Origin of the sequence: Marinoscillum furvescens DSM 4134 (assembly GCF_003386095.1) — a bacterium.
GTDB classification, from domain to species: Bacteria; Bacteroidota; Bacteroidia; order Cytophagales; family Cyclobacteriaceae; genus Marinoscillum; species Marinoscillum furvescens.
This window is the reverse complement of sequence record NZ_QREG01000009.1, coordinates 145,714-169,007: the sequence shown is the minus strand read 5'-3', so window position 1 is coordinate 169,007 and position 23,294 is coordinate 145,714. Positions and strand designations below refer to the sequence as shown.

Sequence of the window (23,294 nt, the reverse complement as noted above, 5' to 3'; positions counted from 1 at the left end):
AAAGTGATGAACTGTTGATTTATCAGGCTGAGTTGTAAGAAAATGACAAAATGACTGTCAATTTTTCGTAACATAGTAATAGTGACAGAGTTATATAGTAAAATAATATTGGTACAATGCTTGCACTAAAGTGGATGTATCAAGGAAAGGAGATCGATATGAACGTAGAAGATAAGTTGTTGATTAAGAACCTGGCACATACAGCCGAAATCGTCAACACGATCAATGGCGGTATGGCTCAGCCAAATATCGACGTGGAGCGTCAGCCAGAGGAATGGATGGTAAAAGTAAAGGTACCGGGAGTAAGTGCCGAAGGCTTAAAAATAGAAATTAGGGACAATCATCTCATGCTCTTTCACATAATGACTGAGCCAAATGTGAGTTATATCAGCATACCCTATTTGGTGACCATGCTTACACTTACCAGCAAAGTAGACCTTGATGGTATCGTAGCAGAGTTTGAAAACAACGAACTATTCATTCACCTACCCCTCAATGGGCAGGCCAATGGATACGAACGCGAAATAGAAATACTGAAACGCTAAGGCGTTAATAAGCGAAGCACGAGTTGCTGTAAATCCTCCTTTTTGAGTTTTCGGATGATGGCTTTGGCCTGATCCGGTTCAGAGAGGAGGATTTTTATTTCACTTGCCGTGAAAAATTCCTCGAGCACCTGCCCCTGCGAAGTAGGAACACCAAACGTTTCCAACTCTTCTATAGCCGTGATCAGCAGTTCCTTTCCTTTGCTTTTGCACGATGCGATGGGCTGATAGCCAGCATTGGAGTCACGCAGTGCCCAGCTGCTATAGTCGATTTTGAGCTGTTGTATTTGTTTGATTCTCGGGTCTTCCGGACCAAATATCCGGGTGAGTACCGTTTCTGTAGAGCTTTTCCATGCCTCCAGATCAAAATCTTCGGCTGATAATTTTTCTACCTGATTGTTTAATAACCGGATGTACTGCTGTTTCATGGCTATAGTGCGTCGTTACCTGAAGATACACAGTTTTCCCTAATACGGACCTCAACGACCGATTACGTCCTTGCCGAATGGCGTAAGGGCTAGTCCTGCTAATTTGAGATGTTGATGACCCCAGGGTATGCCAATGATACTAACGAAAAATAGCACAGCAAACACCAAATGTGTCACTGCGATCCAAAATCCTCCAACAAGGATCCAGACGATGTTGAAAATGAGATAGAGACATCCGCCAGAGCGTTCGTGGGTTACCACCTTCTTGTCAAAAGGCCATAGTGCCAGTCCGGCCATCTTCAGTGTTTGTATCCCAAAAGGGATGCCCACTATGGTGACCATCAGCAATACACTAGAAATGGCATATTCTATAGCGATCAGGATCCCTCCAAATACCAGCCAGATGACGTTTCCGATTGTTTTCATGGATATGCTTACGATGAGATTTGGCTCATGATATCAAATACGGGCAGGTGGCAAAATAGACGGATGAGTGGTACGAAAAAAGGCTGCTTCAAGTCATTTGAAGCAGCCTTTCCGTGGATTTACTAACTAAGTTATTTCAGATCAAACCGGTCCAGGTCCATTACTTTGGCCCAGGCCTTCACAAAATCTTTAACAAACTTTTCTTCAGAATCTGCACAGCCGTACACTTCTGCGAGGGCTCTTAGCTCGGAATTGGATCCGAAGATCAGGTCTACCCGGGTGCCACTCCACTTTACTTCGCCAGTTTTGAAGTCTCTGCCTTCAAAAACTTTGTCTGATTCATCGCTGGCTCGCCATTTAGTGTTGAGGTCTAGCAGGTTTACAAAGAAGTCATTGGATAGCTGACCCGGCTTATTTGTAAACACTCCATGCTGCGAACCGTCGTAGTTGGTGCCCAGTACACGCATACCGCCTACCAAAGCAGTCATTTCTGGTGCCGAAAGCGACAGAAGCTGCGCCCGGTCTACGAGCATTTCCTCAGCGGATACTTTATGCTCCGGTTTAATGTAGTTTCTAAAGCCGTCAGCCGCTGGCTCTAGTGCTTCGAAAGCTTCCACATCGGTTTGCTCAGCGGTGGCATCCGCTCGTCCCGGGTTGAAAGGCACCTGCACCTCATGGCCAGCATCTTTTGCAGCTTTTTCTACACCCGCACAGCCGGCCAGCACAATCAGGTCGGCCAACGATACTGCTTTGTTATCTGATTGCGCCTGGTTAAAGTCCTCCTGGATACCTTCTAGTGTTTTGAGTACCCTGGCAAGTTGCTGAGGGTTGTTTACTTCCCAGTCTTTTTGTGGGGCCAGTCGTATACGTGCACCGTTGGCACCGCCGCGCTTGTCAGAGTTTCTAAAAGTAGATGCAGAAGCCCATGCCGTGCTTACCAGCTCGCTTACCGTCAGTCCCGATTCCAGGATTTTGGCTTTTAGGCCTTCAATATCGTTTTCGTCTACAAGAGGATGGCTTACATCTGGTATAGGGTCTTGCCAGATGAGGTCTTCCTGAGGCACTTCTGGTCCCAGGTAGCGCACCTTTGGTCCCATATCTCTGTGTGTCAGTTTGTACCATGCTTTCGCGAAAGCATCTGCAAACTCATCAGGGTTTTCATAGTACCGTCGAGAAATTTTTTCGTAATCAGGGTCCATGCGCAGCGCCAGGTCCGTAGTGAGCATAAATGGAGCGTGCGACTTGCTGGGATCATGTGCATCCGGTATGGTGCCAGCCCCGGCACCGTCTTTTGGTTTCCACTGATAAGCTCCAGCTGGACTTTTGGTAAGCTCCCACTCGTAACCAAAGAGGTTTTCAAAAAAGTTATTGCTCCATTGAGTAGGGGTCTTGGTCCAGGCGCCTTCTAGTCCACTGGTGATGGTATCCGCACCGTGTCCGGTGCCGTAGGTGTTTTTCCACCCCAGGCTCATTTCTTCAATACCTGCGGCGGCAGGCTCTCGGCCCACATATTTCTCCGCATCGGCAGCACCATGGGTTTTTCCGAAGGTGTGTCCACCCGCTATGAGAGCCACGGTTTCTTCGTCATTCATTGCCATTCGGCCAAAAGTCTCACGAATATCACGCGCAGCAGCGATAGGGTCTGGCTTGCCGTTGGGTCCTTCGGGGTTTACATAGATGAGTCCCATTTGTACGGCTCCCAGGGGATTTTCGAGCTCTCGGTCACCTTCATAGCGCTTGTCTCCCAGCCATTCGGTTTCTGCTCCCCAGTATACATCTTCTTCAGGCTCCCATACATCTGCTCTGCCACCTGCAAAACCAAAAGTTTTAAAGCCCATAGTTTCCAGAGCTACGTTTCCTGTGAGTATCATTAGATCCGCCCAGGAGATTTTTCGACCGTATTTTTGTTTGATGGGCCAAAGAAGCAAGCGTGCTTTATCCAGATTGGCATTGTCTGGCCAGCTATTGAGAGGCGCGAAGCGCTGTGAGCCGGAGCCACCGCCACCACGGCCATCACCGATACGGTAGGTGCCGGCGCTGTGCCACGCCATGCGTATAAAGAAGGGGCCATAATGACCGTAATCTGCTGGCCACCAGTCCTGTGAATCTGTCATTAGCGCTGCCAGGTCCTTTTTAACCGCTGCCAGATCTAGCTTCTTAAACTCTTCGGCATAGTCAAAATCCGGGTCGTTTGGGTCCGATAGCGATGAATGTTGGCGTAAGATGCCGAGGTTGAGCATGTTGGGCCACCAATCCCTGTTTTTGGTGCCGCCACCTGCACTTTGCTTAAGCGAACCTCCGGTAAAAGGGCATTTTCCGCCAGTGTTTGTGTTATACGTAGAAGATCCTGAGTGTTTGTGATTTTCCATTTGCGATAATTTTTAGGTTATTGATGTGACAATATTAGGATAAGGAAAATATATTGATTCTATATGTGTATAAGTATGGGTTATATGCGTTCCTATTAAATTTAATGAAAAGGATCACAACAAACCAGATTCTACCCTGTCTGACCTAGCGATTAGAAATAGGGATCTTTTGGTAAACAATTGTGGCTGCGTTTTGTCTAGGCTTTGTGCCAAAGCCATAAAAAAACCCTGCCGGGTGAGTAAGCCGACAGGGTACAGTTATGGAAGAGTAATACGCTTTAGTCTATCTGAGTTTCCAGATCTTTGCCTGAATTTTAGAGGAGTCAAACCAGAAGTTTTGTGCGCGTCCTGCGTCTATTGCTTCTACGAGCTTTTCGATTCCTTTATCCGTTTCCCCGTTGCTCACATAATAGTCCGCGAGGATTTCAAGGTTCATCGGATCTTTTTCCAGTGAGATAGATTTATTGATCCACTCGAGTGCTTGCTCCGTATTTTGATTTTTTTCAAAGCAGATTTTAGCGCTTTCGGCCAGGGTCTTCCAGTCGTAAGCCGGTGCAGATTCTACAGCTATGCGAGCTTTCTTTACCGACTGACTTTCCGCCGTGCTGTTGCCGTTGGCCAGTGTGCTGGTGCTGATGAGTGTGATGATGGCTACAATTCCTGAGATTTTTTTAATGATATTCATGTCCGTAATATTTTGAGTTTTTGACTTGTGCCAGTTGTATTGAAAGGAATGTGCCAAAACTGTTAAAGCATTGATAAACAAATAGATACAAAAATGAGCTGTGGGGGTTCTGTGCGGTAGTGCGGGAAAGTGTGCACAAAACCGGACACTTTTAGCATTCAAAACGGGGTGTAAAAGGTTGCATGGATTCCATAGAAATTATTTGAAAGCTTACGGACAATGGCTAGCTTTTCCTAAGTCAATGGCATTGCTTATGAAAAACCTATTTCTTTTTGTCGCGCTCTTCGGGCTCACGCTCGTCCATGGTCAAAAAAACCTCAAAACAGAGATCAAAGAAGTCACCGTCTTTCTAAATGGAGCACAAGTCAGCAGAACAGGAGCTATGGATTTGCCCAAAGGAAAGTTTATCCTACTTGTGGATAAGCTTTCACCTTATATAGATGAAAAGAGTATTCAGGTAAAATCGCCACCTGGAGTGACGATACTTTCTGTAAAAGGCCAACAGGATTATTTAACAGAACAATCTCAGCAGGATGATGCTCTAAAGTATTCGAAGCAAATAGAACAACTAGAAGCGGAGCTCGATAAGTTGCATGGCCGAAAAGACGTGCTCAAGCGCAAATCTGATTTACTGCTTGCCAATCAGGTACTAGGCGGTGAGCAGTCTGGCCCGAGTATAGCTGAGTTACGCCAGGCAGTGGCATTTTACGATGAGCAGCTCACACTGATCAATGAGGAAATGCTGCAAATAGTCAATGAAGTAGAGGAAAAGGAATCGCGTATAGAAGTCCTGAACCAGCAGCTGGCTGTCTTTCGCTCTTCCGGTAAGTCCATCGGGCAGATACTCATGGAGGTAGAAACTACCCGAGCAGTCAATGCCACCTTCGAACTTTCTTACATAGTAGCCAATGCCGGTTGGTTTCCATCGTATGATGTGAGAGTACAGGACATTGAGCAACCCTTAAAACTTACTTATAAGGCATCGGTGTATCAAAACACTGGCGTAGACTGGGATCAGGTAAAGCTTAGATTTTCAAACGGTGACCCCAACAAGTCGGGAGTGATCCCCGAGCTATCTACCTGGAACCTCAACTATGCACGCTATACCAGAAGTACCAATTCCAATAAATCCCTTGGGTTGATCGATCGCGTAAGTGGTGTGGTAATGGACGAAGAATCTGGCGAGTCTTTGCCTGGAGCCAATGTGGTGGTTCAAGGCACTACGGTGGGCACGGTTACAGATCTGGAAGGTCGCTTCGACCTTACGCTGCCTGCAGGAGCTACAGCGTTGGAGGTTTCTTATATCGGTTATACCCAACAGACGATTCCTATACAATCGCGAACTGTCAATGTAAGGCTGGCTCCAGACGTGACCGAATTACAAGAAGTGGTAGTTTCAGGGTATGCGTCTTCTGCTTTGGCAGGCAGGGTCAGTGGAGTCCAGATCGGAAAAAATTATGGATCGCAAAAGAAGGTCGAGAAAATCCCCATTACCTACACCGTAGAAAATCAAACTACGGTAGAGTTTGAAGTGAAAAAACCCTACAGCCTGAAGTCCAACAATTCGAAGCTGACCGTAGAGCTCACTGCCTATGATGTGGAGGCTGATTATCAGTACATCGTTGTACCAAAGGTGGACACGGATGTGTTTTTGCAAGCCCGGATATTGGATTGGAATCAGTACAACTTACTACAGGGAGAAGCCAACCTCTATTTCGAAGATGCTTACGTAGGCCGTACGATACTGGAAGGAAATGCCGTAGATGACACACTGGATATATCTCTGGGGCGTGATCAGTCCATTGTCGTTCGCCGAAATAAGGTGAAGGAGTATAGTAAAAAACGTGTGATTGGAAACAACACCGAAGAAACCCGCCGCTTTGAAATATTGGTGAAGAATAACAAATCAAAGGCGGTCAAGATTCTCGTGAAAGATCAGTTGCCCGTCTCGGTCAACAACAATGTGGAGGTGGAAGTGCTCAACCACAAAGGCGCTACACATGAGGAGGCTACCGGAAAATTGGTGTGGAATTTTGAGCTAAAAGCTGGGGATCAAAAGGAATTGGAATTTGGCTATCAGGTGAAATACCCGAAAAGGGAGCAAGTAATTTTAGAGTAGGAAAAATGACATTAACTGATCCTGCTCCAGTTTACATTGCTTTTGCGCTGGGCATTTACCTGGGTACGTACCACCTGATTCTCGGGTGCTTTTAGCTCAGGATCTTTCGCCAAAAGCTCGCTTGCCAGTGATCGGGCTAGCTTGAGAATTTCTGTGTCTTTACTCAGGTCTGAGATCATCAGCTCGGTAAGTCCACTTTGCTGTGTGCCCATGAGGTCTCCGGGTCCGCGCAGTTTCAGGTCTACCTCTGCTATTTTGAATCCATCGATAGATTCCACCATCGTCTGTACACGGGCTTTGCCTTCAGTGGTAAGTTTGTTGCCCGTCATAAGTATACAGTAAGACTGCTCTGCACCACGTCCCACCCGTCCGCGCAGCTGGTGCAGTTGGGAGAGGCCAAAGCGCTCCGCGTTTTCGATCACCATAATAGACGCATTTGGCACATTTACCCCCACCTCGATCACCGTAGTAGCTACCATGATCTTGGTTTCACCTCTCACGAAACGCTGCATTTCCCATTCCTTATCTTCTGCTTTCATCTTACCATGCACGATGGACAGCTGGTAGTCAGGAAATCGCCGGCTCATGCTTTCATAGCCATCCATCAGATCCTTGTAGTCCAGCGTGGCAGATTCTTCTATTAATGGGTACACCACATACACCTGACGGCCTTTTTGGATTTCTTTTTCTATAAAGCCAAACATCTTCAGCCGATGCGAATCTCGCATGTGATAAGTTTTGATGGGCTTTCGGCCCGCTGGCAGCTCATCGATTACGGATACATCCAGGTCGCCATAAAGCGTCATGGCCAGTGTACGAGGGATCGGTGTGGCCGTCATCACTAGCACATGTGGGTAGGCGTTGTTGCCCTTTTTCCAAAGTCGGGCACGCTGCGCTACGCCAAAGCGGTGCTGCTCGTCAATTACCGCCAGTCCCAGTTTTTTAAATTTTACCTTGTCTTCCAGTACGGCATGCGTGCCTACCAGTATGGGCAAGTCGCCTGATTGGAGCATTTGGTCGATGACTTTGCGTTCAGATTTTTTACTGGATCCCGTTAGTCTCGCTATGTGGATACCGAGCAAGTCGGCATATTCTTTCAAGCCTTTGTAGTGCTGCTCAGCGAGTATCTCTGTGGGCGCCATAAACGCACACTGGGTACCATTGCTGATGGCGATGAGCATGCTTAGAAAGGCCACCATCGTTTTGCCACTCCCCACATCGCCCTGTACCAAACGGTTCATTTGCTTACCAGAGCGAAAATCCTGATAAATTTCTTTGACCACACGTTTTTGGGCCCCGGTAAGTTCGAAAGGAAGGTGGTTTTTATAATAAGTGTTAAGCAACTCGCTGTTGTCAAACCGGATACCCGGAAAACTTTCTATCCGTGAGATTTTGAGTTTGAGGAGGCGAAGCTGGATGTAAAAGAGCTCTTCAAGTTTGAGCCGGTACCGTGCGCGTTGTAGTTCCTGTGCATTGCGCGGAAAGTGGATCTGCACCATAGCAGATTTTTTATCCATCAGCCGGTACTGATCGATCAGCGGTGCGGGAAGCGTCTCCGTAATGTGATTGACCGCATCTATCAGCAGCATTTTCATCATTTTGCTGATGGCCTTGCTGTCAATAAATTTTCGCTTGAGCTTTTCGGAAGTGTGATAGACGGGCTGCAGGTAGCTTCCCTGTTTGTTTTTCTCCGTAAGGGGTTCTATCTCTGGATGCGCTATGCTGTATTTGCTACCAAAGCGGGCAGGTTTGCCAAAAGCAATGTAAGGCACACCCACGGCTACTCTGCTTTGTACCCATTTGATGCCCTGAAACCACACCAGCTCTATGGTGCCCGTCTCGTCAGCAAATGTGCCGACGAGTCGTTGCTTACGCCCGGCGCCAGCCAGCTGAAAGCGCACAAACTTTCCAATGACCTGGATGAACGGCTGGTTCTCACGGACCTGGCTGATTTTGTAAAACTTGGTGCGGTCTTCGTAGCGAAAGGGATAATGCTGTAATAAGTCAGCATACGTGAAGATCTGCAGCTCTTTTTGCAGCAACTCGGCACGCTGGGGGCCTACACCTTTTAGAAACTCGATCTTTCGCTCGAAGAAAGTAGCCATGCCGCTAAGTTAAGCCTAAGGATGAATATGACCTGACTCTTTTGGGTGCGGATATTGGCGAGCAGTTATTGAAAAATACTGTCGTACAAATGAAATAATTAGGAGCTTTCGAGTATTACAAAGCAACAGAGACCTTACCAGATTTTTCGGGTAATCAAGCTCGGCTATCACCGCCACTCCAGGGTCTGCAGCATCTGCAGGGCATCTTCTTTCATGTAGCGAATCACAGGAGCAAGCGAGTCGTTTTTAGTGGCTACGTTGAAGTACAAGGCACCACGCAGAAAATGCGTGGTACTGTCGGTCACGTGAAACTGCAGCTGTGTAGGCACTTCTCCTTCCAGCTCCGTAAAAGAGGCATAATCTCCATTCGGTAGCTCCAGGATTTTTTCCTCAATAGCATACGCCTTCACATTGTGCTGAGCCGTCAGCCGATAAGAGTCACTCAGGTATTCTTCCATCAGATGCTCTTTGCTTTTGATAGGCTTGTAGGTAATCTGAAAGTTGGCTTCCAATTCAGGATAGTAGATATCTATCCAGTACCGCTCTGCGATCCAGGAGCTGTCCTTCAGTATTTTGGCATGCGCCGAATATTCAAAGTGATAGGGAAAGCTATCTGCCAGGCTCACATACTCGTGACCGGGAAGGTCGATGCGGTTATAGCCTTTTGGTTTGGGTAAAAAGTCTTGTGAACTGCATGCTGCCAATAGCCACAGCGCCACAAGTATTGCAAAAGCATTCTTCATTAATCTTCAAATTCTTTAGCCTGACCTACTTTTTCAGGATTGATAAATACACGCACCCGTTTGATTCGTCGCTGGTCGACTGCTACTACGGTGAAAAGGATGTGATTAAACTGGATTTTCTCACCTGCATGTGGCAGTTTCGTGTTGAGCTCCAGAAGGAGCCCGCCTAGTGATTCGGACTCTCGCTTCACCTCATCAAAAAGTGCCGGGTCTTCACTGGTAATTTTGCAGAAGTCATTCAGTGACGTTTTTCCCTCAAACACATACGTATTGGGGTCAAGTTTATTGTAAGCGATATCGCTATCTTCATCAAACTCGTCATTGATTTCGCCCACGATTTCCTCGATCACGTCCTCCATGGTAATGAGGCCTGAGGTACCACCGTACTCATCCACCACAATAGCCATGTGCACTTGTTTTTCCTGAAAATCCCGGAACAGATCATCAATTTTCTTACTCTCCGGCACGAAAAATCCAGGACGTAAAAGCGTTTGCCACTTAAACTGCTCAGATTTATCCAGGTGAGGGAGGAGGTCCTTGATGTACAGGATTCCTTCAATTTTGTCTACGGTCTCATTATAAATCGGGATTCGCGAGTAGCCTGTTTTGTTGACTTTGTCCATGAGATCATGAAAGTCCGTTTCCACGTCTATGGCAGTGATATCAATCCGAGACTTCATGATTTGCTTTACAGAGAGCGTACTGAAGTTGACGATGCCTTTTAGCATGTCTTTTTCTTCTTCCGTAGCTTCCTTTTCAGCGGTGATTTCAAGAGCATGGTTGATTTCGTCTACAGAAAGGTTGTATCCTTTCTTTTCTATTCGTCGCTCGATGACATTGCTCAGTGCCATCAAAAACCAGGATATGGGGCGCAGTACTCTGTCTGCAGCTATTAGCAGCGGTGCAGCAAACCGCGCAAAGCTCACACTATTGTGGTTGGCGTATACCTTAGGTACTATTTCTCCGAAGAAGATAATCAGCACTGTGATGGACACCGTTAGGATCACGATCACGGCACCACCTGCATCTTTGCTTCCTACTACTTTCCATGTGGCAAAGGTGGATATAGTCACAATGAAGATATTCACTAGATTGTTGAGTATAAGAATGGTGGCCAGCAGCCGCTTAGGGTCTAGTACCAGCCGTGAGATAAACTCATCGCTTTTGTTGGGGGAGGTTTTGGCGTCTTGTATTTGGTCGTGTGAGAGTGAGAAAAAAGCCACTTCCGATCCGGAGATAAGTCCGGAAAGGAAGAGCAAAATGAGAATCCCTATCCCATTGACCAAATAAAAGGTAATGGGAAGCTGTGATATCGCCAATAAGATTATCGAGGGGTAAGGGTCGTCTAGTGCGGTCTCCAAAAAGGTGTTTTTTAGTTAAACATCAAAAAGGTAGATCGTCGGTCGCTGAATCTTCTTCTACGGACGCTCCACCTGTGGGGTTACTTTGTGCTTGAGGCTGTGCCACGGGCTGGCTCGGCTGAGGCTGGCCACCGCCCATATTGTCTCCACCACTGCTGCGGCTGCCTAGCATAGTCATCTGATCGCCCACTACTTCGGTAGTATAGCGCACTACTCCGTCTTTTTCCCACGAACGTGTGCGTAGTTTACCTTCTATGTATACCTGATCACCTTTCTTTAGGTATTTTTCAGCTACTTCAGCCAAACCTCTCCAAAGCACGATGTTGTGCCACTCGGTTTGTTCTTTTCGCTCTCCTGTATTTCTATCTTTATACGTCTCAGAGGTTGCTATTGGAAAGTTTGTTACCACAGCACCGTTTTCAAGATGCCTTACTTCTGGATCTCTTCCTAAGTTGCCTACGAGAATTACTTTATTTACTCCTGCCATAAATTAAAAATAAATTAAAATCCCACTTGATGCAAGTGGTTAACAATCACTTTTGGTCGTGGCAAAGTTAACACTTCTTCGTGGCTATAAATGCGCAGCTCCAAATCTTTGGCCAACTGATCAAAGGTAGCTCGTCCGGATATATTTACACGAAAAAAACGAACCCATAACTTTCGGTGGCTCAGTAGGTGCTTCACTGGTGCTGCTGGTGGTTCTATGGTCACTCCTCTGTAAGATTTCAAACTGGCCGCTATTTGCTCTTCGCTTATAGGTGCATCGGCAGAAAGGTTGTGAAACTCGAAGAGCCCGGTCCATATACTATCCTGTCTTTTGCGCATGAGCGTGTGGCCATCATGGTCAAAGATCAGATAGTCGATATAGACTTCCTTTACCTTAACTTTTTTAGACTTTATGGGCAATTGGCCCTGTAACTTGTGCGTGTAAGCATAGCAAGCCTGCGCAAAGGAGCAATCATTGCAAGCGGGTAAAGGTTTGCATACAGTAGCACCGTATTCCATCATGGCTTGATTAAACGTATCAGGCGCGTCATGTGGAATGACCTTTTCCAACACATTCATAAAGGACTGCCGGTTTTTCTGCTCAGCTATGTCCTTTTGGATACCAAAGTATCTGGACGCAAATCGAAAAACGTTTCCATCCAAAACTGGAACAGCTTCCTGATAAGCAATGGAGGCAATGGCCGCCGCAGTGTAGGGGCCTACACCTTTAAGTTTTAGTAGTCCTTTATAGTCTGTAGGAAACTTTCCGTTGAGGTCATTCGCAATGTGCTTGGCTGTGGAGTGGAGGTTTCTCGCTCGCGAGTAGTAGCCCAGACCCTCCCACAGCTTGAGTACTTCCTGAGTGTCTGCAGCAGCCAGGTCATGCACTGTGGGAAATTGCTCCACAAAACGATTATAGTAGGGAAGTCCCTGATCTACGCGTGTTTGTTGCAGTATTATTTCAGATAACCAAATATTATATGGCTCCCGGGTCTTCCTCCAAGGCAAATCTCTCTTAACTCTTGAATACCAATCAATTAGCTGATTGGCGAATTGGTTTGGTAGGTCTGTCAAGTATTTAGTTTAAATATGAACATTAGTTTTTTATTTACCCCGACCAAAATTAAATTTGACCGCCTGAAAAACGAAAGAAGATCAATTAATTAAAATAAGGACTGTGACAAAAGCGGATGTTATAAATGAGATATCGGATAAAACCGGTATAGATAAGGCAGATGTTCAAGTAACTGTAGAGGCATTTTTTAGCGTGGTGAAAAATTCCATGGCTGAGGGAGAGAACATCTATGTGAGAGGATTTGGCAGTTTTGTCAATAAAAAGAGAGCGAAGAAAATAGCACGAAACATATCCAAGAATACCGCGATTGTTATCGACGAGCACTATGTTCCTAGCTTCAAGCCTTCTAAAATCTTCACGGAGAAAATCAAAAGCAGCAAAAGTCTGAAATAAAATGGCATGAGCCGACAACAAATTCTTGTAGTGGTCGTGAGCCTCGCGGCTGTAGTGCTGATCTATCAGTTGCCACGTGTGGTAGTTGAAAATGAAACCACTGCAGAAGTAAAATCTCATGACTTTTCTATCAGTGATGAAGATCAGCAAGCCTTTGCTTCTCTAAGACAGCAACTTAAGGCTTCTGAAGATATAAAAAAAAGTATTAACTTTGCGGACTCTTTGGCTCAGCTGTATCTCAAGTATCAGATGACCGATAGTGCCGCAAAATATGCAGCTTATCTTCAGTCGGATTCTTCAGTAGCAGCACAGCAGGCGGCAGCCATGGTTTATTATCGAGCATTTGAGATGGCCTCACAGCCGGATAAAGCTCGACAATTGGCAGCTCAGGCCGGAGACGTGTTCAGAAACTTGTTGGAAACAGACCCGACGAATAGTTCGTGGAAAAACAAGCTTGCCATGACGCTGATGACTACAGAGGCGCCAATGGCGGGTGTACAACTGCTCAGAGAAGTGCTGGCGGAAGACCCTGAAAACAGGGAAGCCACCTTGAATCTGGGATTATTGGCCATCAGATCCGGTCAATATGAAAGAGCCACGGAACGATTCGAACGGCTTCTTGCTTTAGATACTAGCGACTATGAAGCGCTCTTCTACCTAGGAGTAGCACATGCAGAAAGCGAAAATAATGAAGCAGCGAAAGAAGTTTTCGAGCAATTGATGAGTAAACAAGATGCTGACCCAGCCCTAAAAGCTACAGCATCTAACTATATGAAAGATTTTTAAAGTATTTAAGTAACTAAAACATTAAGATTATGCCTTGCGGTAAGAAAAGAAAAAGACATAAGATAGCAACTCACAAGCGTAAGAAGAGACTTAGAAAAAACAGACACAAGAAGAAGTAATCATTCGTACATCTAATTTTTGAGTATAGTGAGTAATGAACTAATCATCAACTCAACTCAAAACGGATGTCGAATAGCCCTTCTTAAGAACAAACAACTGGTTGAGTTCCATCAGGAAGAAGATGGAAATAGATTCAACGTTGGAGACATCTATCTAGGTAGTGTAAAGAAAGTTGTCCAGGGCCTCAATGCCGCTTTTATAGACATTGGGTACGAAAAGGACGCATTTTTGCACTATCTGGATCTTGGTCCTCAAGTCCAATCGCTCAATAAATTTACCAAGCTTGCGCTCACCAAAGGAAATATGAGCTACAAGCTTACTGGCTTTAAACATGAGCCAGATATACACAAGCTTGGTAAAATCAACCAGGTTCTCACGAAGAACCAGAAGATTCTGGTGCAAGTCGTGAAAGAACCAATTTCCACTAAAGGGCCGCGATTATCTTGCGAGTTGTCTATAGCCGGAAGGTACCTGGTATTGGTACCCTTTTCAAAGGCGGTAAATGTATCAAAACGAATTAGCGACTCCAATGAAAGGAAGCGACTGAGCAGACTAATCAGCTCAATCAAACCGGAAAACTTTGGAGTAATTATCCGAACAGTAGCTGAGGGTAAAGACGTGAAGGAACTAGACAAAGACCTTCGCAACCTCATTCAGATCTGGGAGGACGGCACCAGTGCCCTCAAAAAGGCCAAACCTCGTGATAAAGTGATCGGGGAAATGAACCGGGCCAACTCTATCTTAAGGGATGTACTTAACGAGTCGTTTGACAGTATAGTCGTAGACGACAAGACTTTGTACGAGGAGATCAGAAGCTATGTCAACAAAATAGCTCCTGATAAAGAAAAGATCCTCAAACTTTATCAAAGTCGAGTTAAAATTTTTGAGTCTTATAAGGTAGAAAAGCAACTCAAAACATCTTTTGGCAAGTCTGTAAGCATAGCCAACGGAGGATACCTCATCATAGAACATACTGAGGCACTCCACGTCATAGATGTAAACAGTGGCAATAAGTCCAATCAGGAAGAAGATCAGGAATCTACGGCCCTAAAAGTAAACCTCCAGGCAGCAGCCGAGGTGGCGCGCCAGCTTCGTCTTCGTGATATGGGAGGAATCATCGTAGTAGATTTTATCGATATGCGCAAGGCGGAAAACCGTCGTAAAGTGTATGATAAGATCAAGGAGGAGATGAAGAATGATCGCTCCAAACACACGGTACTTCCATTGTCCAAGTTTGGGTTACTTCAGATCACACGTCAGCGTGTGAGGCCAGAGCTCAACATCACTACGCGTGAAGTATGTCCGAGCTGCCAGGGAACTGGTAAAATCACCGCAGCGATTTCTATTGCTGATCAGGTAGAAAAAACAATTGACCACATACTTAGTGGCGGTAGCGAAAAGAAATTTACGGTGACACTTCACCCATATCTGTTTGCTTACTTCACTAAAGGTGTTTTCTCGAAGAGAGTAAAATGGTTTATGAAATATCTTAAATGGGTCAATCTCATTGAGGATTCGTCGCTTGGACTTACAGAGTACTCAGTGCTCAACAGTCGCGGTGAGATGATCGAAACATAAAAAAAGGCGTCCAAAACGGACGCCTTTTTTTATGCCTTAATTTCTCGTCTAAAACTTAATGCCTAAATCTAGAGATACCAAGGTACTTCTGATATACAGTTCTTCCTGAAATCCCCACGATTCCTTTTTGATGACATTGCCCAGCCCGCGCTGATAGGTGATACTGGCAAACAGGGTGGTGTTGATCCCAGCCCGATATTCTACTCCTCCGCCAAATAAGATGGTGGCGTCTACAGACTTAAACTCTTCTACCATATCATACTCCTCTTCCATTGGTTCGCTAAACACCTTGATTTCAGGAGCTAAGCCTACTTGAAAGAAAATTCTCGTATCTGGCTGCACTTCATTGGTAAACAGCTTAAGGGAAACGGGCACTTGTAGGTAGTTCAGCCGGTATTCTTGTACAGGTTCATCTGGTGATTGGGCCGAAGGTTGGTCGGACTCTTCCGTGACTTCAAAGGCTACTTGCTTAGGCACAAAAATCAATCCCGTGCTTAAAAAATACGTTTCGGTAAGCTCATGGTCGTAGATCAGTCCAAGTGAAAACTTGAAGCTGCTTCCCGTAGGCTCTACATCGTTGAGACTATCTACCAGAGAGATCCTGTTGGAAGATATTGCTGGTGAGAATTTCAAGCCGAGCTTGGATTGTGCCTGACTGGTAAAACTTACTAAGATCAGAGCGAGTAAAAATAATATCTTGCGCATGCGGTTTGCTTAAATGGCTAAATTTGGACTTAAAATTAAGGTGTATGCGAACAGTTATCATAATGATTGCCGCTCTTTTATTGGGAGCCTGCGGTACTTCCAGTTCATGTAAAACAAATCCTGAAATAGATCAGCAGACGGTATCGATTCCCGTACACCGACTTGAGCGTGAGTTGTTCCAACTATCCTCTGCTGAGGAAATAGAAAAGCTGCTTGCTGAAAACCCATCTTTTGCTTCGTACTTTTTACACGCTAGTGAATATCCACATGATAGTATTCTTGCTCAAAAACTCCATGGTATCATCACCAATGAGGCTATTGACACCCTCTATCGGGAAGCTCAGCTAGCTTTTGAAGATCTAAGCCCTATTACAGAAGACCTGGAGACACTGTTTGGAAAAATGCAATCGCTATTTCCTGGCACAGGCACGCCTCGCTTGGTCACGGCGGTCACTGGCTTGTACAATGACTTGTTTATAAGTGACTCGCTGATTATCGTGGGTATCGATTTTTTTATTGGCGATGGAGCTACTTTCAAGCCTCAGAATACCCCCGAATATATGCTGAGGAGATATGACAAAGAGCACCTGCCGGCTATTATTGCTAAGTTCATGGCTGGGCAAAAAATCCAAAATGGACAAAAAAGTACACTCTTATCAGAAATGATAGATTTTGGCAAAACGTATTACCTGGCCAGTAGGCTGCTTCCATGCACGGCGGACTCCCTGTTGTTGGGCTATACACCACAGGAAATGACGCTCATCCAGGAAAACGAATCCGTCATTTGGGCCAATTTTGTAGAAAACGAAATCCTGTATGAGACGAGTCATGTGACCAAAAGAAGGTTTTTGGGTGAGCGGCCCAATGTTTACGAAATCAGTCAGAAGTGTCCTGGTAGGATTGGTGCCTGGGTAGGATGGCGAATTGTAGAGCAATATATGGAACGAACCAATGCCACAATCAAAGAGCTGATCGCCGAGCGAGATAATGAGAAAATCTTTATGCAGTCAGGATATAAACCTCTGAGTCGCTAACGGACATATGCTTCTGATTGCTCATTATATTGAGCAGTTTTTGCACTTGTAGTTCTTTGGAATAATAGTTTTCAGCAAGTGTTCGGGCATTCTTTTGGTAGGTATGCAACAGGTGAGGGTTGTCTACAAATTCGCGAATCTTCCTGATGAAATCTTCTGACTCTGTGGGGTCATGATAAAAGCCGCACTGGTTTTTTTCGATCAGGTTGCGAATCCAGCCACCAAAATTGGTGATGATCAATTTACCTGCAGCCAGTCCATCGAAAAACTTGTTGGGACTGCCCGTGTTGAGTATTTCCAGGTTTTTGAATGATACGTAGCAGACGTCTAGCTGCTCCATAAGCTTCTCTACCTCAGCAGTATTGCCAAATGGCAAAACAGTTGTGTTAGCCAATGACTGGGATTTCTTGGCAATGCGTGCATATTGCCCTCCCGACCCCATCAGTGTAAATTTTACAGGCACGTGTTGTGCTGCACATGCGCGTGCCACCTTTATCAGGTTATCTAAATCGTTAGCAGCTCCAAATGTTCCTAAATAACCAACATGCAGCGGTTGTTCAGCATTGAAATGCTGCAATTTATGAGTCGGTTCGAACCGCTTGACATCCGCAATATTGGTTACTACATATACATTCGTTTCCGGACAGCTTGCTTCTATATAATTGCGTATAGCAGGCGAAAGTGCAATCACCTTTTGTGCTTCAAAATAGCACTTCTTTTCAAATCGGTAGAGTAGCTGTTTTAAGAAACCACTCTTGATCGCACCCATTTTGATCGGGGCCTCCGGCCAAAGGTCACCTACTTCGAAATAATAAGGAATATTATAAACTTCTTTTAGATGAAGAGCTATCAGTCCAGTGGTGAGAGGTGTAGTCATTACGTAGGCCAAATCGAAGGATTGGTCTAGCTGCCGGACTTTTCGTTTACTTTGTCTTACGAAATCTAAATACGCCCAAATACGCCGAATAAATCCAAACTTATTGGCATATGGAACTTGAAGGTAGTGCACTTTTATGCCCTCAATATCACATGACTGAGAAGGTCCATTATGTGAAGTAATCATGGTTACCTCATGCCCTGCAGCCACCAGCCCACGAGCCAGATGGTAAGACCGTATACAGCCTCCATCTTCTGGTGTATTGAAATACTGATGTACATAAAGGACTCTCATTATACTATAAAGATCTAAAGAGAATATTAGGTTTGATAATTTCGTTACTTAATTTCGACTAACAGGAATTTTCATTGTTTCAATGCGCATTTTTTACACTTTAATCATTGCTTTGATAAGCACCGGTGCTACGGCCCAGCGTACTGCCAGTGAAATCTACGAGCAGGCGGATCATATATTAGTAGATCGATACGCTTTGGATGATCGAAACGATCACCTGGTGCTCAAGTCAGATTTTTCCAAAGAGTCCATCAGGCAAATTCCATTTACAGACCGGAGGATTATACGCATTGATCTGATCTATACCACCTATAGTGAGTTGGAAGATTTTGACCAAAAGCAGCTGGATGTTTCCAGAATTCAGTCGCTCATAGCGCTCAACCCTCGAATCACAGATAACAAATTTTTTGATTGGAATATTATTGGGCAAACAGGCTGCCAATCATCGGCCTCATGTCTGGATTACTTTCATGGTTTTGTGATTTACTATGAGCCCTATTATACCAAAGAGACGGCACTAGGTGAAATAGATAGCATTAGATCAGATTTGAGACTGCTGGATCAGCAAATACATGATTTTAAAGATAAGCTGTCTGTGGTCTATAATAGAATAGGTTGTGAATATCCAGAGTCGATCTACAGCTCGGAGTACCTCAGTGAGCAAATCGAAAAGATCTATGAATGTGGCGAGAAGTATAAAGGCCGCGTGTTTTTTACTGCGAGTATGGACCACAATGGAAGAGTAGAGGACGTTATGGTAAAAGGAAATCTATTTCCTTGTAAGAAGCGACTGGCTTTCGCTCTGAAATATGCCCTGAAATGGGAACGGGGTATTGTGATCGGAAGGAAGCAGTATCCACTAAAAGTAGATGGCTATGTGAGTTTTCCTATAAAAAAAGAAAGTGTGGTCTTTACCAGGTTCGTAATTGAAGATGAGCTGATAGACGAATTTCACATGCTGCAGCAATATGCACAATGTGTAGCATATGAAACTGATACCAGTTTTCAGGAGCTTATTCCCAAAGTAGAGAAGACGGTAGTTTCGGAAGTATTGTATCGACATGATTGGAACCCTGAACTCATCGTAGTAGATGCTACAGGAAGTATGTATCCGTTCACCGCAGATCTGCTAAAGTGGATCAGGCTAAATGCCGATAGCATACCGAAAAACTACGTGTTTTTTAATGATGGTGATGACAAGCCTACTCAAGAAAAGCGAATTGGTAAAACAGGAGGTTTGTACGCCGTAAAAAGTAAAAGTTTCCTGGAAGTAAGAGATAAGCTTTTTGAAACCATGAGTAATGGTGGTGGTGGAGACTTGCCTGAAAACAACTTTGAGGCTTTGAGGTATGGTTATGATGCTGTGCAACCGACAGGTCAGGTGGTCATGATTGCTGACAACTATTCGTTTCCGCGAGACGTTCAGTTGCTAGAAGCATATCGTGGTAAGCTGCGGTTCATTTTGTGCCATACGGACAAAGGGTTAAACACAGACTATATGACGTTGGCAAGGAAATACGGTTTTTCTATTCATACCAAAAACATGGACATAGAGAAATTTGAAGACCAAATGGTAGTAGATGGAATAAAGTACGTTTGGCAGCAAACTAAATATATTCGGCGTTGAGCTACCGGGAGATTATTGAAGTTCATCCTGAGCTGCGGAGGTTTGTGCTATGTTATTGGCACATTCGTGCGGAAGGAGATCAATTTACTTTTCGGCACTTACCCAAAGTGCAAAATTTAATCGTATGGAATCGGGGAGGAGTTGTTTGGGTGGATAGCCATGCGGTTAATGAAAAATTATTTGTGTTAACTCCACAGACGGTTGCTCAAGAGGTGAAAGCACCCAGGGCAAACCTGTATGGAGTCTCTTTTGTCAATGATGGTCTTTTTCGATTAACTAACCTCCCTGGCGCTGGCTTATTGCCGGAAGGCCTTAAGCAAACCCTTGAGACTTTGACGTTTTATTCGCTAGAAAGCTTTTCGATAGCTCTGCGAAAGAAAATGTTATCAACGATGAATTTTGAAGATACGCCATGCTCACGGGCTATGGATCACATTTTGCGCACAAAAGGCTGTGAAACTTTATCACAGGTTTATCATGAATGTGGCGTTTCAGAACGTACTTTTCAGCGTTTTTGCAAACTGCGAATCGGACTAAGCCCTAAGCAATTGGTTACCCTTACCCGCATAAATTATTATCTCGAAGAAGTCCTTGAAAAACCGGAGATAAACTGGATGGAGATAGTGGTGAAACACGCATATTACGACCAGTCTCACCTAATACATGAGTTTAAGCGGTTTGCGCGAATGTCCCCCACTCAGCTAAAACACGAAAGAGATACGCTGTATCATCACATCATGAGTTGATGTCGGGTTTTTACAATGAGTTGTGGTGTGATGCAAAGAATTTTGCAATAAAGCCAAATCATGACTCGATTGATGATCCGATATCTTTTGCCTGGGGCAATACCCATGGCAGTGCTGGTTGCGTGGTATCTAGCCATTGGTGATTTTATTCCATCCATACTGGTCTTCATAATGACAGAGCTGTTTGTGACCATCCCGGTGATATGGTACTGGATGGTAAAAGAACAGCACGAAAACTTTTCTGAGTTTACACTGAAGGAGGTAATGCCACCACAAAACTGTGTGAGGTTTGGCCCTTTCTTTGCCATCTCTTCACTTAGTCTAGTTTGGGCTTTGGGGTGCTTCGTAATCTTCAAGCCTGTTGCTGAGTACCTACAAGAAACGCTTTTTTATTGGCTCCCAGAATGGTTTGATTTTAGTCACTACCTGAAGGACTATCCCGACAGACTCGTCAAATCTATCTGGCTGTTGTTGGTGCCTATATCTGTCGTTTTGCCTATGGCCGAAGAGTTCTATTTTAGAGGTTATCTGCTCCAAAAGAGGCATTGTACAAAAGGAGTGAGTGCCCCAGTGGTCAACGCACTATTGTTTGCATGTTATCATTTATGGTCACTATGGCTGGTGCCGGTGCGCTTATTCGCAATGTTTCCTGTTATTTATTTTACTTACAAATACCGCAACGTATACCTTGGAATTGTTGTGCATGTTTTGCTCAATCTGATTGGCGACGTAGTGCTTACTTATTCGATAATATTCTAAAACCCTCATTAAGCTATGAAAAACCCCTTATTGCTATTGGTGTTTGTGTTGCTGCTAAGCCCACTTAGGGCACAGTTGTCCAATGATAGACAACTGGCAAAAGCCCTTCCAACGTTGATGAATTGGGGGCAATGGGGCCCAGATGATCAATTAGGGACACTAAATTACCTAACAGATTCACTGGTGATACTTGCTGCTCAGGAAATACAAACTGGACACACTATATCACTGGCAAGGACTACCAGTATCACAGACCAGCACGTAATGCAGGGAACCTATGAAGCTTACAAAGAGACTCATGGGCTGCGCGATTTTGTAGGTGCTGTTTGGCATGGCTTTGAATTGACTCATCTAGATGCCTTAAATCATGTCTTCGCTGATTCTGGCAGGTTATACAATGGGTATGATTTAGTTGAAGGACTTTCAAAATTGAGCATAGATAAGGTGGCCGCTCATGGCATAGTGGGTAGAGCTGTGCTGGTAGACGTAGCCCGGTATTTGCCCGAGGGAGTTCATCCTGGTATGCCCATTTATCCTCACCATTTGGATCAAGTGCTGGAGAAGCAAAACACAATGTTGCGGAGTGGTGATGTGCTTATGGTCCGCACTGGGCTGGGACGTAGTAACAGTCGTACACTGAGAGCCGGCTTGCACCCCTCCTGCCTTCTATGGATTAAAGACAATCAAGTGAGTATGCTTGGAAGTGACGGTGATAGCGATGCTTATCCAGTGGAAGGATTTCAAAAGTATAGCAATGCATTTCACACTGTAGGAATTCCTTACCTGGGCTTGCCGCTATTAGACAATGCAGAACTCGAAGCACTCAGTGAGTATTGTTTTTCGCAGCGTAGATATACCTTTTTTATTACCATCGCGCCCTGGCGAATCAATGGCGCGTCTAGCTCACCAATAAACCCAATTGCAATCTTTTAAACCCAAATCAATGAAAAACTGTTGCTATCTACTTTTTTTGTTCACTTTTGTTTCATGTCAGTGCCCGAATACTTCTATAACACCAGTCGATGTTCAGGCACTTATGAACAAATGGGAAAAAGCCTATATTCATAAGGATACTAGTCTGTTGGCCGAAGTGCTGCATGATAAGTACCTGTACGCGGGAAATGCTGATGGTTCGCGTACTACAAAAGAGCAGGTGATTAACGAACTATACTCATCGGACTACCAAATTTTGAAAGTAGTTTTTGAAGAGTTAGATATTCAATGCTTCGGAAGTACTGCGATAGTGCGTGGCAACGAGCTTATCTATCTTTTGCTCGCTTCTGGTGATACGCTTCAGGTACCATTGTCTTTTACTGACGTATATCAAAAGAATAATGGCATGACTCGAGCCCTTGCTACGCATAGTTCTCCTAGGCAGTGATATTTATGCCTCCAACTTCTCCCAGTACCGGCAAAAGTGGGTGATTTTGCATTCAATGCATTTGGGTGAACGAGCCAGGCATACGTATCTGCCATGCAAGATGAGCCAGTGATGCGCTTTGTGTACATATTCTTCAGGAATATGACGTACCAGTTGCTTTTCTACTTCTAGCGGAGATTTTGCGGTTTGCGTGACGAGGCCCAGTCTTTTAGATACCCTAAAGACGTGCGTATCCACCGCCATTGCGGGCTGGTTGTACAAAACCGAAACCACCACATTGGCTGTCTTTCTTCCTACTCCGGGTAGTTTGATGAGGTCTTCATGCTTTTCGGGAACCTCCCCACCAAAGTCATCCATGATCATCTTACTGAGCCCCATCAGGTGCTTGGCCTTATTGTTTGGATAAGACACACTTCTGATGAGTTCGAAAATTTCCTCAAAACTCCCCTGAGCCATGTGCTTTGGAGTAGGAAAAGCTTCGAATAATGCAGGCGTAACTTTATTGATCCGAACGTCTGTACACTGGGCACTCAATACTACGGCCACCACCAGTTCAAAGGGATTGCTGTAGTTGAGCTCCGTTTGAGGCTCGGGAAAGGCTTCCTTGAAGTATGAAACAAATGCTTCGAATCGCTCTTTTTTGTTCATCTGATTT

The 23,294-nt window shown here is 44.9% G+C and carries 23 protein-coding genes; 11 read left to right on the top strand and 12 right to left on the bottom strand.

All coding sequences use genetic code 11. The annotated features are described in order from the left end of the window. The first annotated feature begins 116 nt into the window (after positions 1–116). Positions 117–545: an Hsp20 family protein gene (locus tag C7460_RS11605; RefSeq protein WP_115868273.1), complete on the top strand. Its 429-nt coding sequence runs from the start codon at positions 117–119 to the stop codon at positions 543–545. Here the strand turns inward: C7460_RS11605 and C7460_RS11600 are convergent. From C7460_RS11600 to C7460_RS11585, 4 genes are all read right to left on the bottom strand, one after another. Continuing rightward, positions 542–970, bottom strand: coding sequence for a hypothetical protein (locus C7460_RS11600; RefSeq protein WP_115868272.1), 429 nt, complete (start codon positions 968–970; stop codon positions 542–544). The two genes, C7460_RS11605 and C7460_RS11600, sit on opposite strands and share 4 nt — an antisense overlap. Before the next feature lie 51 nt (positions 971–1,021). Further along, positions 1,022–1,396 carry a YccF domain-containing protein gene (locus C7460_RS11595; RefSeq protein ID WP_115868271.1) on the bottom strand — a complete coding sequence of 125 codons (375 nt, stop codon included), beginning with the start codon at positions 1,394–1,396 and terminating at the stop codon, positions 1,022–1,024. 131 nt (positions 1,397–1,527) lie between these two features. Beyond that, the gene (katG, locus tag C7460_RS11590) at positions 1,528–3,765 is read right to left on the bottom strand and encodes a catalase/peroxidase HPI (RefSeq protein WP_115868270.1); all 2,238 of its coding nucleotides are present in this window, start codon (positions 3,763–3,765) and stop codon (positions 1,528–1,530) included. Positions 3,766–4,048: 283 nt separating this feature from the next. Then, on the bottom strand, positions 4,049–4,450 hold the full coding sequence (locus C7460_RS11585) for a hypothetical protein (RefSeq protein WP_147302922.1): 402 nt from the start codon (positions 4,448–4,450) through the stop codon (positions 4,049–4,051). A 253-nt stretch (positions 4,451–4,703) separates the two neighbouring features. On the opposite strand from C7460_RS11585, the gene C7460_RS11580 reads away from it, so the two are divergent. Further along, positions 4,704–6,569 carry a DUF4139 domain-containing protein gene (locus C7460_RS11580; RefSeq protein WP_170147978.1) on the top strand — a complete coding sequence of 622 codons (1,866 nt, stop codon included), beginning with the start codon at positions 4,704–4,706 and terminating at the stop codon, positions 6,567–6,569. Positions 6,570–6,580: 11 nt separating this feature from the next. Here C7460_RS11580 and recG read toward each other — a convergent pair whose 3' ends face one another. The 5 genes from recG to mutY all read right to left on the bottom strand — a co-directional run bounded on the left by recG (position 6,581) and on the right by mutY (position 12,338). Then, the gene (gene recG / locus C7460_RS11575; RefSeq protein ID WP_115868267.1) at positions 6,581–8,674 is read right to left on the bottom strand and encodes an ATP-dependent DNA helicase RecG; all 2,094 of its coding nucleotides are present in this window, start codon (positions 8,672–8,674) and stop codon (positions 6,581–6,583) included. A gap of 167 nt (positions 8,675–8,841) precedes the next feature. Further along, entirely contained in the window at positions 8,842–9,417 is a 576-nt protein-coding gene (gene gldD, locus C7460_RS11570) for a gliding motility lipoprotein GldD (RefSeq protein WP_115868266.1), read from the bottom strand. Next, positions 9,417–10,778, bottom strand: coding sequence for a gliding motility-associated protein GldE (gene gldE, locus C7460_RS11565; RefSeq protein WP_115868265.1), 1,362 nt, complete (start codon positions 10,776–10,778; stop codon positions 9,417–9,419). Before gldE ends, gldD begins: the two co-directional genes overlap by 1 nt. A gap of 22 nt (positions 10,779–10,800) precedes the next feature. Beyond that, entirely contained in the window at positions 10,801–11,265 is a 465-nt protein-coding gene (gene ssb / locus C7460_RS11560) for a single-stranded DNA-binding protein (protein ID WP_115868264.1), read from the bottom strand. A 14-nt stretch (positions 11,266–11,279) separates the two neighbouring features. Continuing rightward, complete coding sequence (gene mutY, locus C7460_RS11555) at positions 11,280–12,338, bottom strand: A/G-specific adenine glycosylase (protein WP_115868263.1); 1,059 nt, start codon at positions 12,336–12,338, stop codon at positions 11,280–11,282. 88 nt (positions 12,339–12,426) lie between these two features. Here mutY and C7460_RS11550 point away from each other — a divergent pair, with 88 nt between their 5' ends. The 3 genes from C7460_RS11550 (at position 12,427) to C7460_RS11540 (ending at position 15,216) form a co-directional block, all read left to right on the top strand. Beyond that, positions 12,427–12,732, top strand: a complete 306-nt coding sequence (locus C7460_RS11550) for an HU family DNA-binding protein (protein WP_262511851.1) — start codon at positions 12,427–12,429, stop codon at positions 12,730–12,732. A 6-nt stretch (positions 12,733–12,738) separates the two neighbouring features. Then, a complete protein-coding gene (locus C7460_RS11545; RefSeq protein WP_115868261.1) occupies positions 12,739–13,518 on the top strand; it encodes a tetratricopeptide repeat protein in 780 nt (259 codons plus the stop codon). 147 nt (positions 13,519–13,665) lie between these two features. After that, positions 13,666–15,216, top strand: a complete 1,551-nt coding sequence (locus tag C7460_RS11540; protein WP_115868260.1) for an Rne/Rng family ribonuclease — start codon at positions 13,666–13,668, stop codon at positions 15,214–15,216. 48 nt (positions 15,217–15,264) lie between these two features. On the opposite strand, the gene C7460_RS11535 is transcribed toward C7460_RS11540, so the two are convergent. Then, the gene (locus tag C7460_RS11535) at positions 15,265–15,921 is read right to left on the bottom strand and encodes a porin family protein (protein WP_115868259.1); all 657 of its coding nucleotides are present in this window, start codon (positions 15,919–15,921) and stop codon (positions 15,265–15,267) included. A gap of 44 nt (positions 15,922–15,965) precedes the next feature. On the opposite strand from C7460_RS11535, the gene gldB reads away from it, so the two are divergent. Beyond that, positions 15,966–16,955 (top strand): gliding motility lipoprotein GldB, encoded by a 990-nt coding sequence (gene gldB, locus C7460_RS11530; protein ID WP_147302921.1) that lies wholly within the window; start codon positions 15,966–15,968, stop codon positions 16,953–16,955. On the opposite strand, the gene C7460_RS11525 is transcribed toward gldB, so the two are convergent. Next, entirely contained in the window at positions 16,921–18,126 is a 1,206-nt protein-coding gene (locus C7460_RS11525) for a glycosyltransferase family 4 protein (protein WP_115868257.1), read from the bottom strand. The two genes, gldB and C7460_RS11525, sit on opposite strands and share 35 nt — an antisense overlap. 82 nt (positions 18,127–18,208) lie before the next feature. Between C7460_RS11525 and C7460_RS11520 the strand changes: the two genes are divergently transcribed. The 5 genes from C7460_RS11520 (at position 18,209) to C7460_RS11500 (ending at position 22,639) form a co-directional block, all read left to right on the top strand. Beyond that, a complete protein-coding gene (locus C7460_RS11520; RefSeq protein ID WP_115868256.1) occupies positions 18,209–19,753 on the top strand; it encodes a hypothetical protein in 1,545 nt (514 codons plus the stop codon). Further along, complete coding sequence (locus C7460_RS11515) at positions 19,750–20,499, top strand: helix-turn-helix domain-containing protein (RefSeq protein ID WP_115868255.1); 750 nt, start codon at positions 19,750–19,752, stop codon at positions 20,497–20,499. The genes C7460_RS11520 and C7460_RS11515 overlap by 4 nt, the downstream gene beginning before the upstream one ends. A gap of 72 nt (positions 20,500–20,571) precedes the next feature. Continuing rightward, positions 20,572–21,258, top strand: a complete 687-nt coding sequence (locus C7460_RS11510) for a CPBP family intramembrane glutamic endopeptidase (RefSeq protein WP_170147977.1) — start codon at positions 20,572–20,574, stop codon at positions 21,256–21,258. A gap of 15 nt (positions 21,259–21,273) precedes the next feature. Beyond that, positions 21,274–22,191 carry a cyclase family protein gene (locus C7460_RS11505; protein WP_115868253.1) on the top strand — a complete coding sequence of 306 codons (918 nt, stop codon included), beginning with the start codon at positions 21,274–21,276 and terminating at the stop codon, positions 22,189–22,191. 103 nt (positions 22,192–22,294) lie between these two features. After that, a complete protein-coding gene (locus tag C7460_RS11500) occupies positions 22,295–22,639 on the top strand; it encodes a nuclear transport factor 2 family protein (RefSeq protein ID WP_170147976.1) in 345 nt (114 codons plus the stop codon). A 3-nt stretch (positions 22,640–22,642) separates the two neighbouring features. Here C7460_RS11500 and nth read toward each other — a convergent pair whose 3' ends face one another. Further along, the gene (gene nth, locus C7460_RS11495; RefSeq protein ID WP_115868251.1) at positions 22,643–23,287 is read right to left on the bottom strand and encodes an endonuclease III; all 645 of its coding nucleotides are present in this window, start codon (positions 23,285–23,287) and stop codon (positions 22,643–22,645) included. Positions 23,288–23,294 lie beyond the last annotated feature (7 nt).

Excerpts from the sequence above, each read along its gene's own strand:
- C7460_RS11605 (WP_115868273.1), top strand. The coding sequence starts at position 117 with ATGCTTGCACTAAAGTGGATGTATCAAGGAAAGGAGATCGATATGAAC.
- C7460_RS11600 (WP_115868272.1), bottom strand. The coding sequence starts at position 970 with ATGAAACAGCAGTACATCCGGTTATTAAACAATCAGGTAGAAAAATTA.
- C7460_RS11595 (WP_115868271.1), bottom strand. The coding sequence starts at position 1,396 with ATGAAAACAATCGGAAACGTCATCTGGCTGGTATTTGGAGGGATCCTG.
- katG (WP_115868270.1), bottom strand. The coding sequence starts at position 3,765 with ATGGAAAATCACAAACACTCAGGATCTTCTACGTATAACACAAACACT.
- C7460_RS11585 (WP_147302922.1), bottom strand. The coding sequence starts at position 4,450 with ATGAATATCATTAAAAAAATCTCAGGAATTGTAGCCATCATCACACTC.
- C7460_RS11580 (WP_170147978.1), top strand. The coding sequence starts at position 4,704 with ATGAAAAACCTATTTCTTTTTGTCGCGCTCTTCGGGCTCACGCTCGTC.
- recG (WP_115868267.1), bottom strand. The coding sequence starts at position 8,674 with ATGGCTACTTTCTTCGAGCGAAAGATCGAGTTTCTAAAAGGTGTAGGC.
- gldD (WP_115868266.1), bottom strand. The coding sequence starts at position 9,417 with ATGAAGAATGCTTTTGCAATACTTGTGGCGCTGTGGCTATTGGCAGCA.
- ssb (WP_115868264.1), bottom strand. The coding sequence starts at position 11,265 with ATGGCAGGAGTAAATAAAGTAATTCTCGTAGGCAACTTAGGAAGAGAT.
- C7460_RS11545 (WP_115868261.1), top strand. The coding sequence starts at position 12,739 with ATGAGCCGACAACAAATTCTTGTAGTGGTCGTGAGCCTCGCGGCTGTA.
- C7460_RS11535 (WP_115868259.1), bottom strand. The coding sequence starts at position 15,921 with ATGCGCAAGATATTATTTTTACTCGCTCTGATCTTAGTAAGTTTTACC.
- gldB (WP_147302921.1), top strand. The coding sequence starts at position 15,966 with ATGCGAACAGTTATCATAATGATTGCCGCTCTTTTATTGGGAGCCTGC.
- C7460_RS11525 (WP_115868257.1), bottom strand. The coding sequence starts at position 18,126 with ATGAGAGTCCTTTATGTACATCAGTATTTCAATACACCAGAAGATGGA.
- C7460_RS11520 (WP_115868256.1), top strand. The coding sequence starts at position 18,209 with ATGCGCATTTTTTACACTTTAATCATTGCTTTGATAAGCACCGGTGCT.
- C7460_RS11510 (WP_170147977.1), top strand. The coding sequence starts at position 20,572 with ATGATCCGATATCTTTTGCCTGGGGCAATACCCATGGCAGTGCTGGTT.
- C7460_RS11505 (WP_115868253.1), top strand. The coding sequence starts at position 21,274 with ATGAAAAACCCCTTATTGCTATTGGTGTTTGTGTTGCTGCTAAGCCCA.
- C7460_RS11500 (WP_170147976.1), top strand. The coding sequence starts at position 22,295 with ATGAACAAATGGGAAAAAGCCTATATTCATAAGGATACTAGTCTGTTG.
- nth (WP_115868251.1), bottom strand. The coding sequence starts at position 23,287 with ATGAACAAAAAAGAGCGATTCGAAGCATTTGTTTCATACTTCAAGGAA.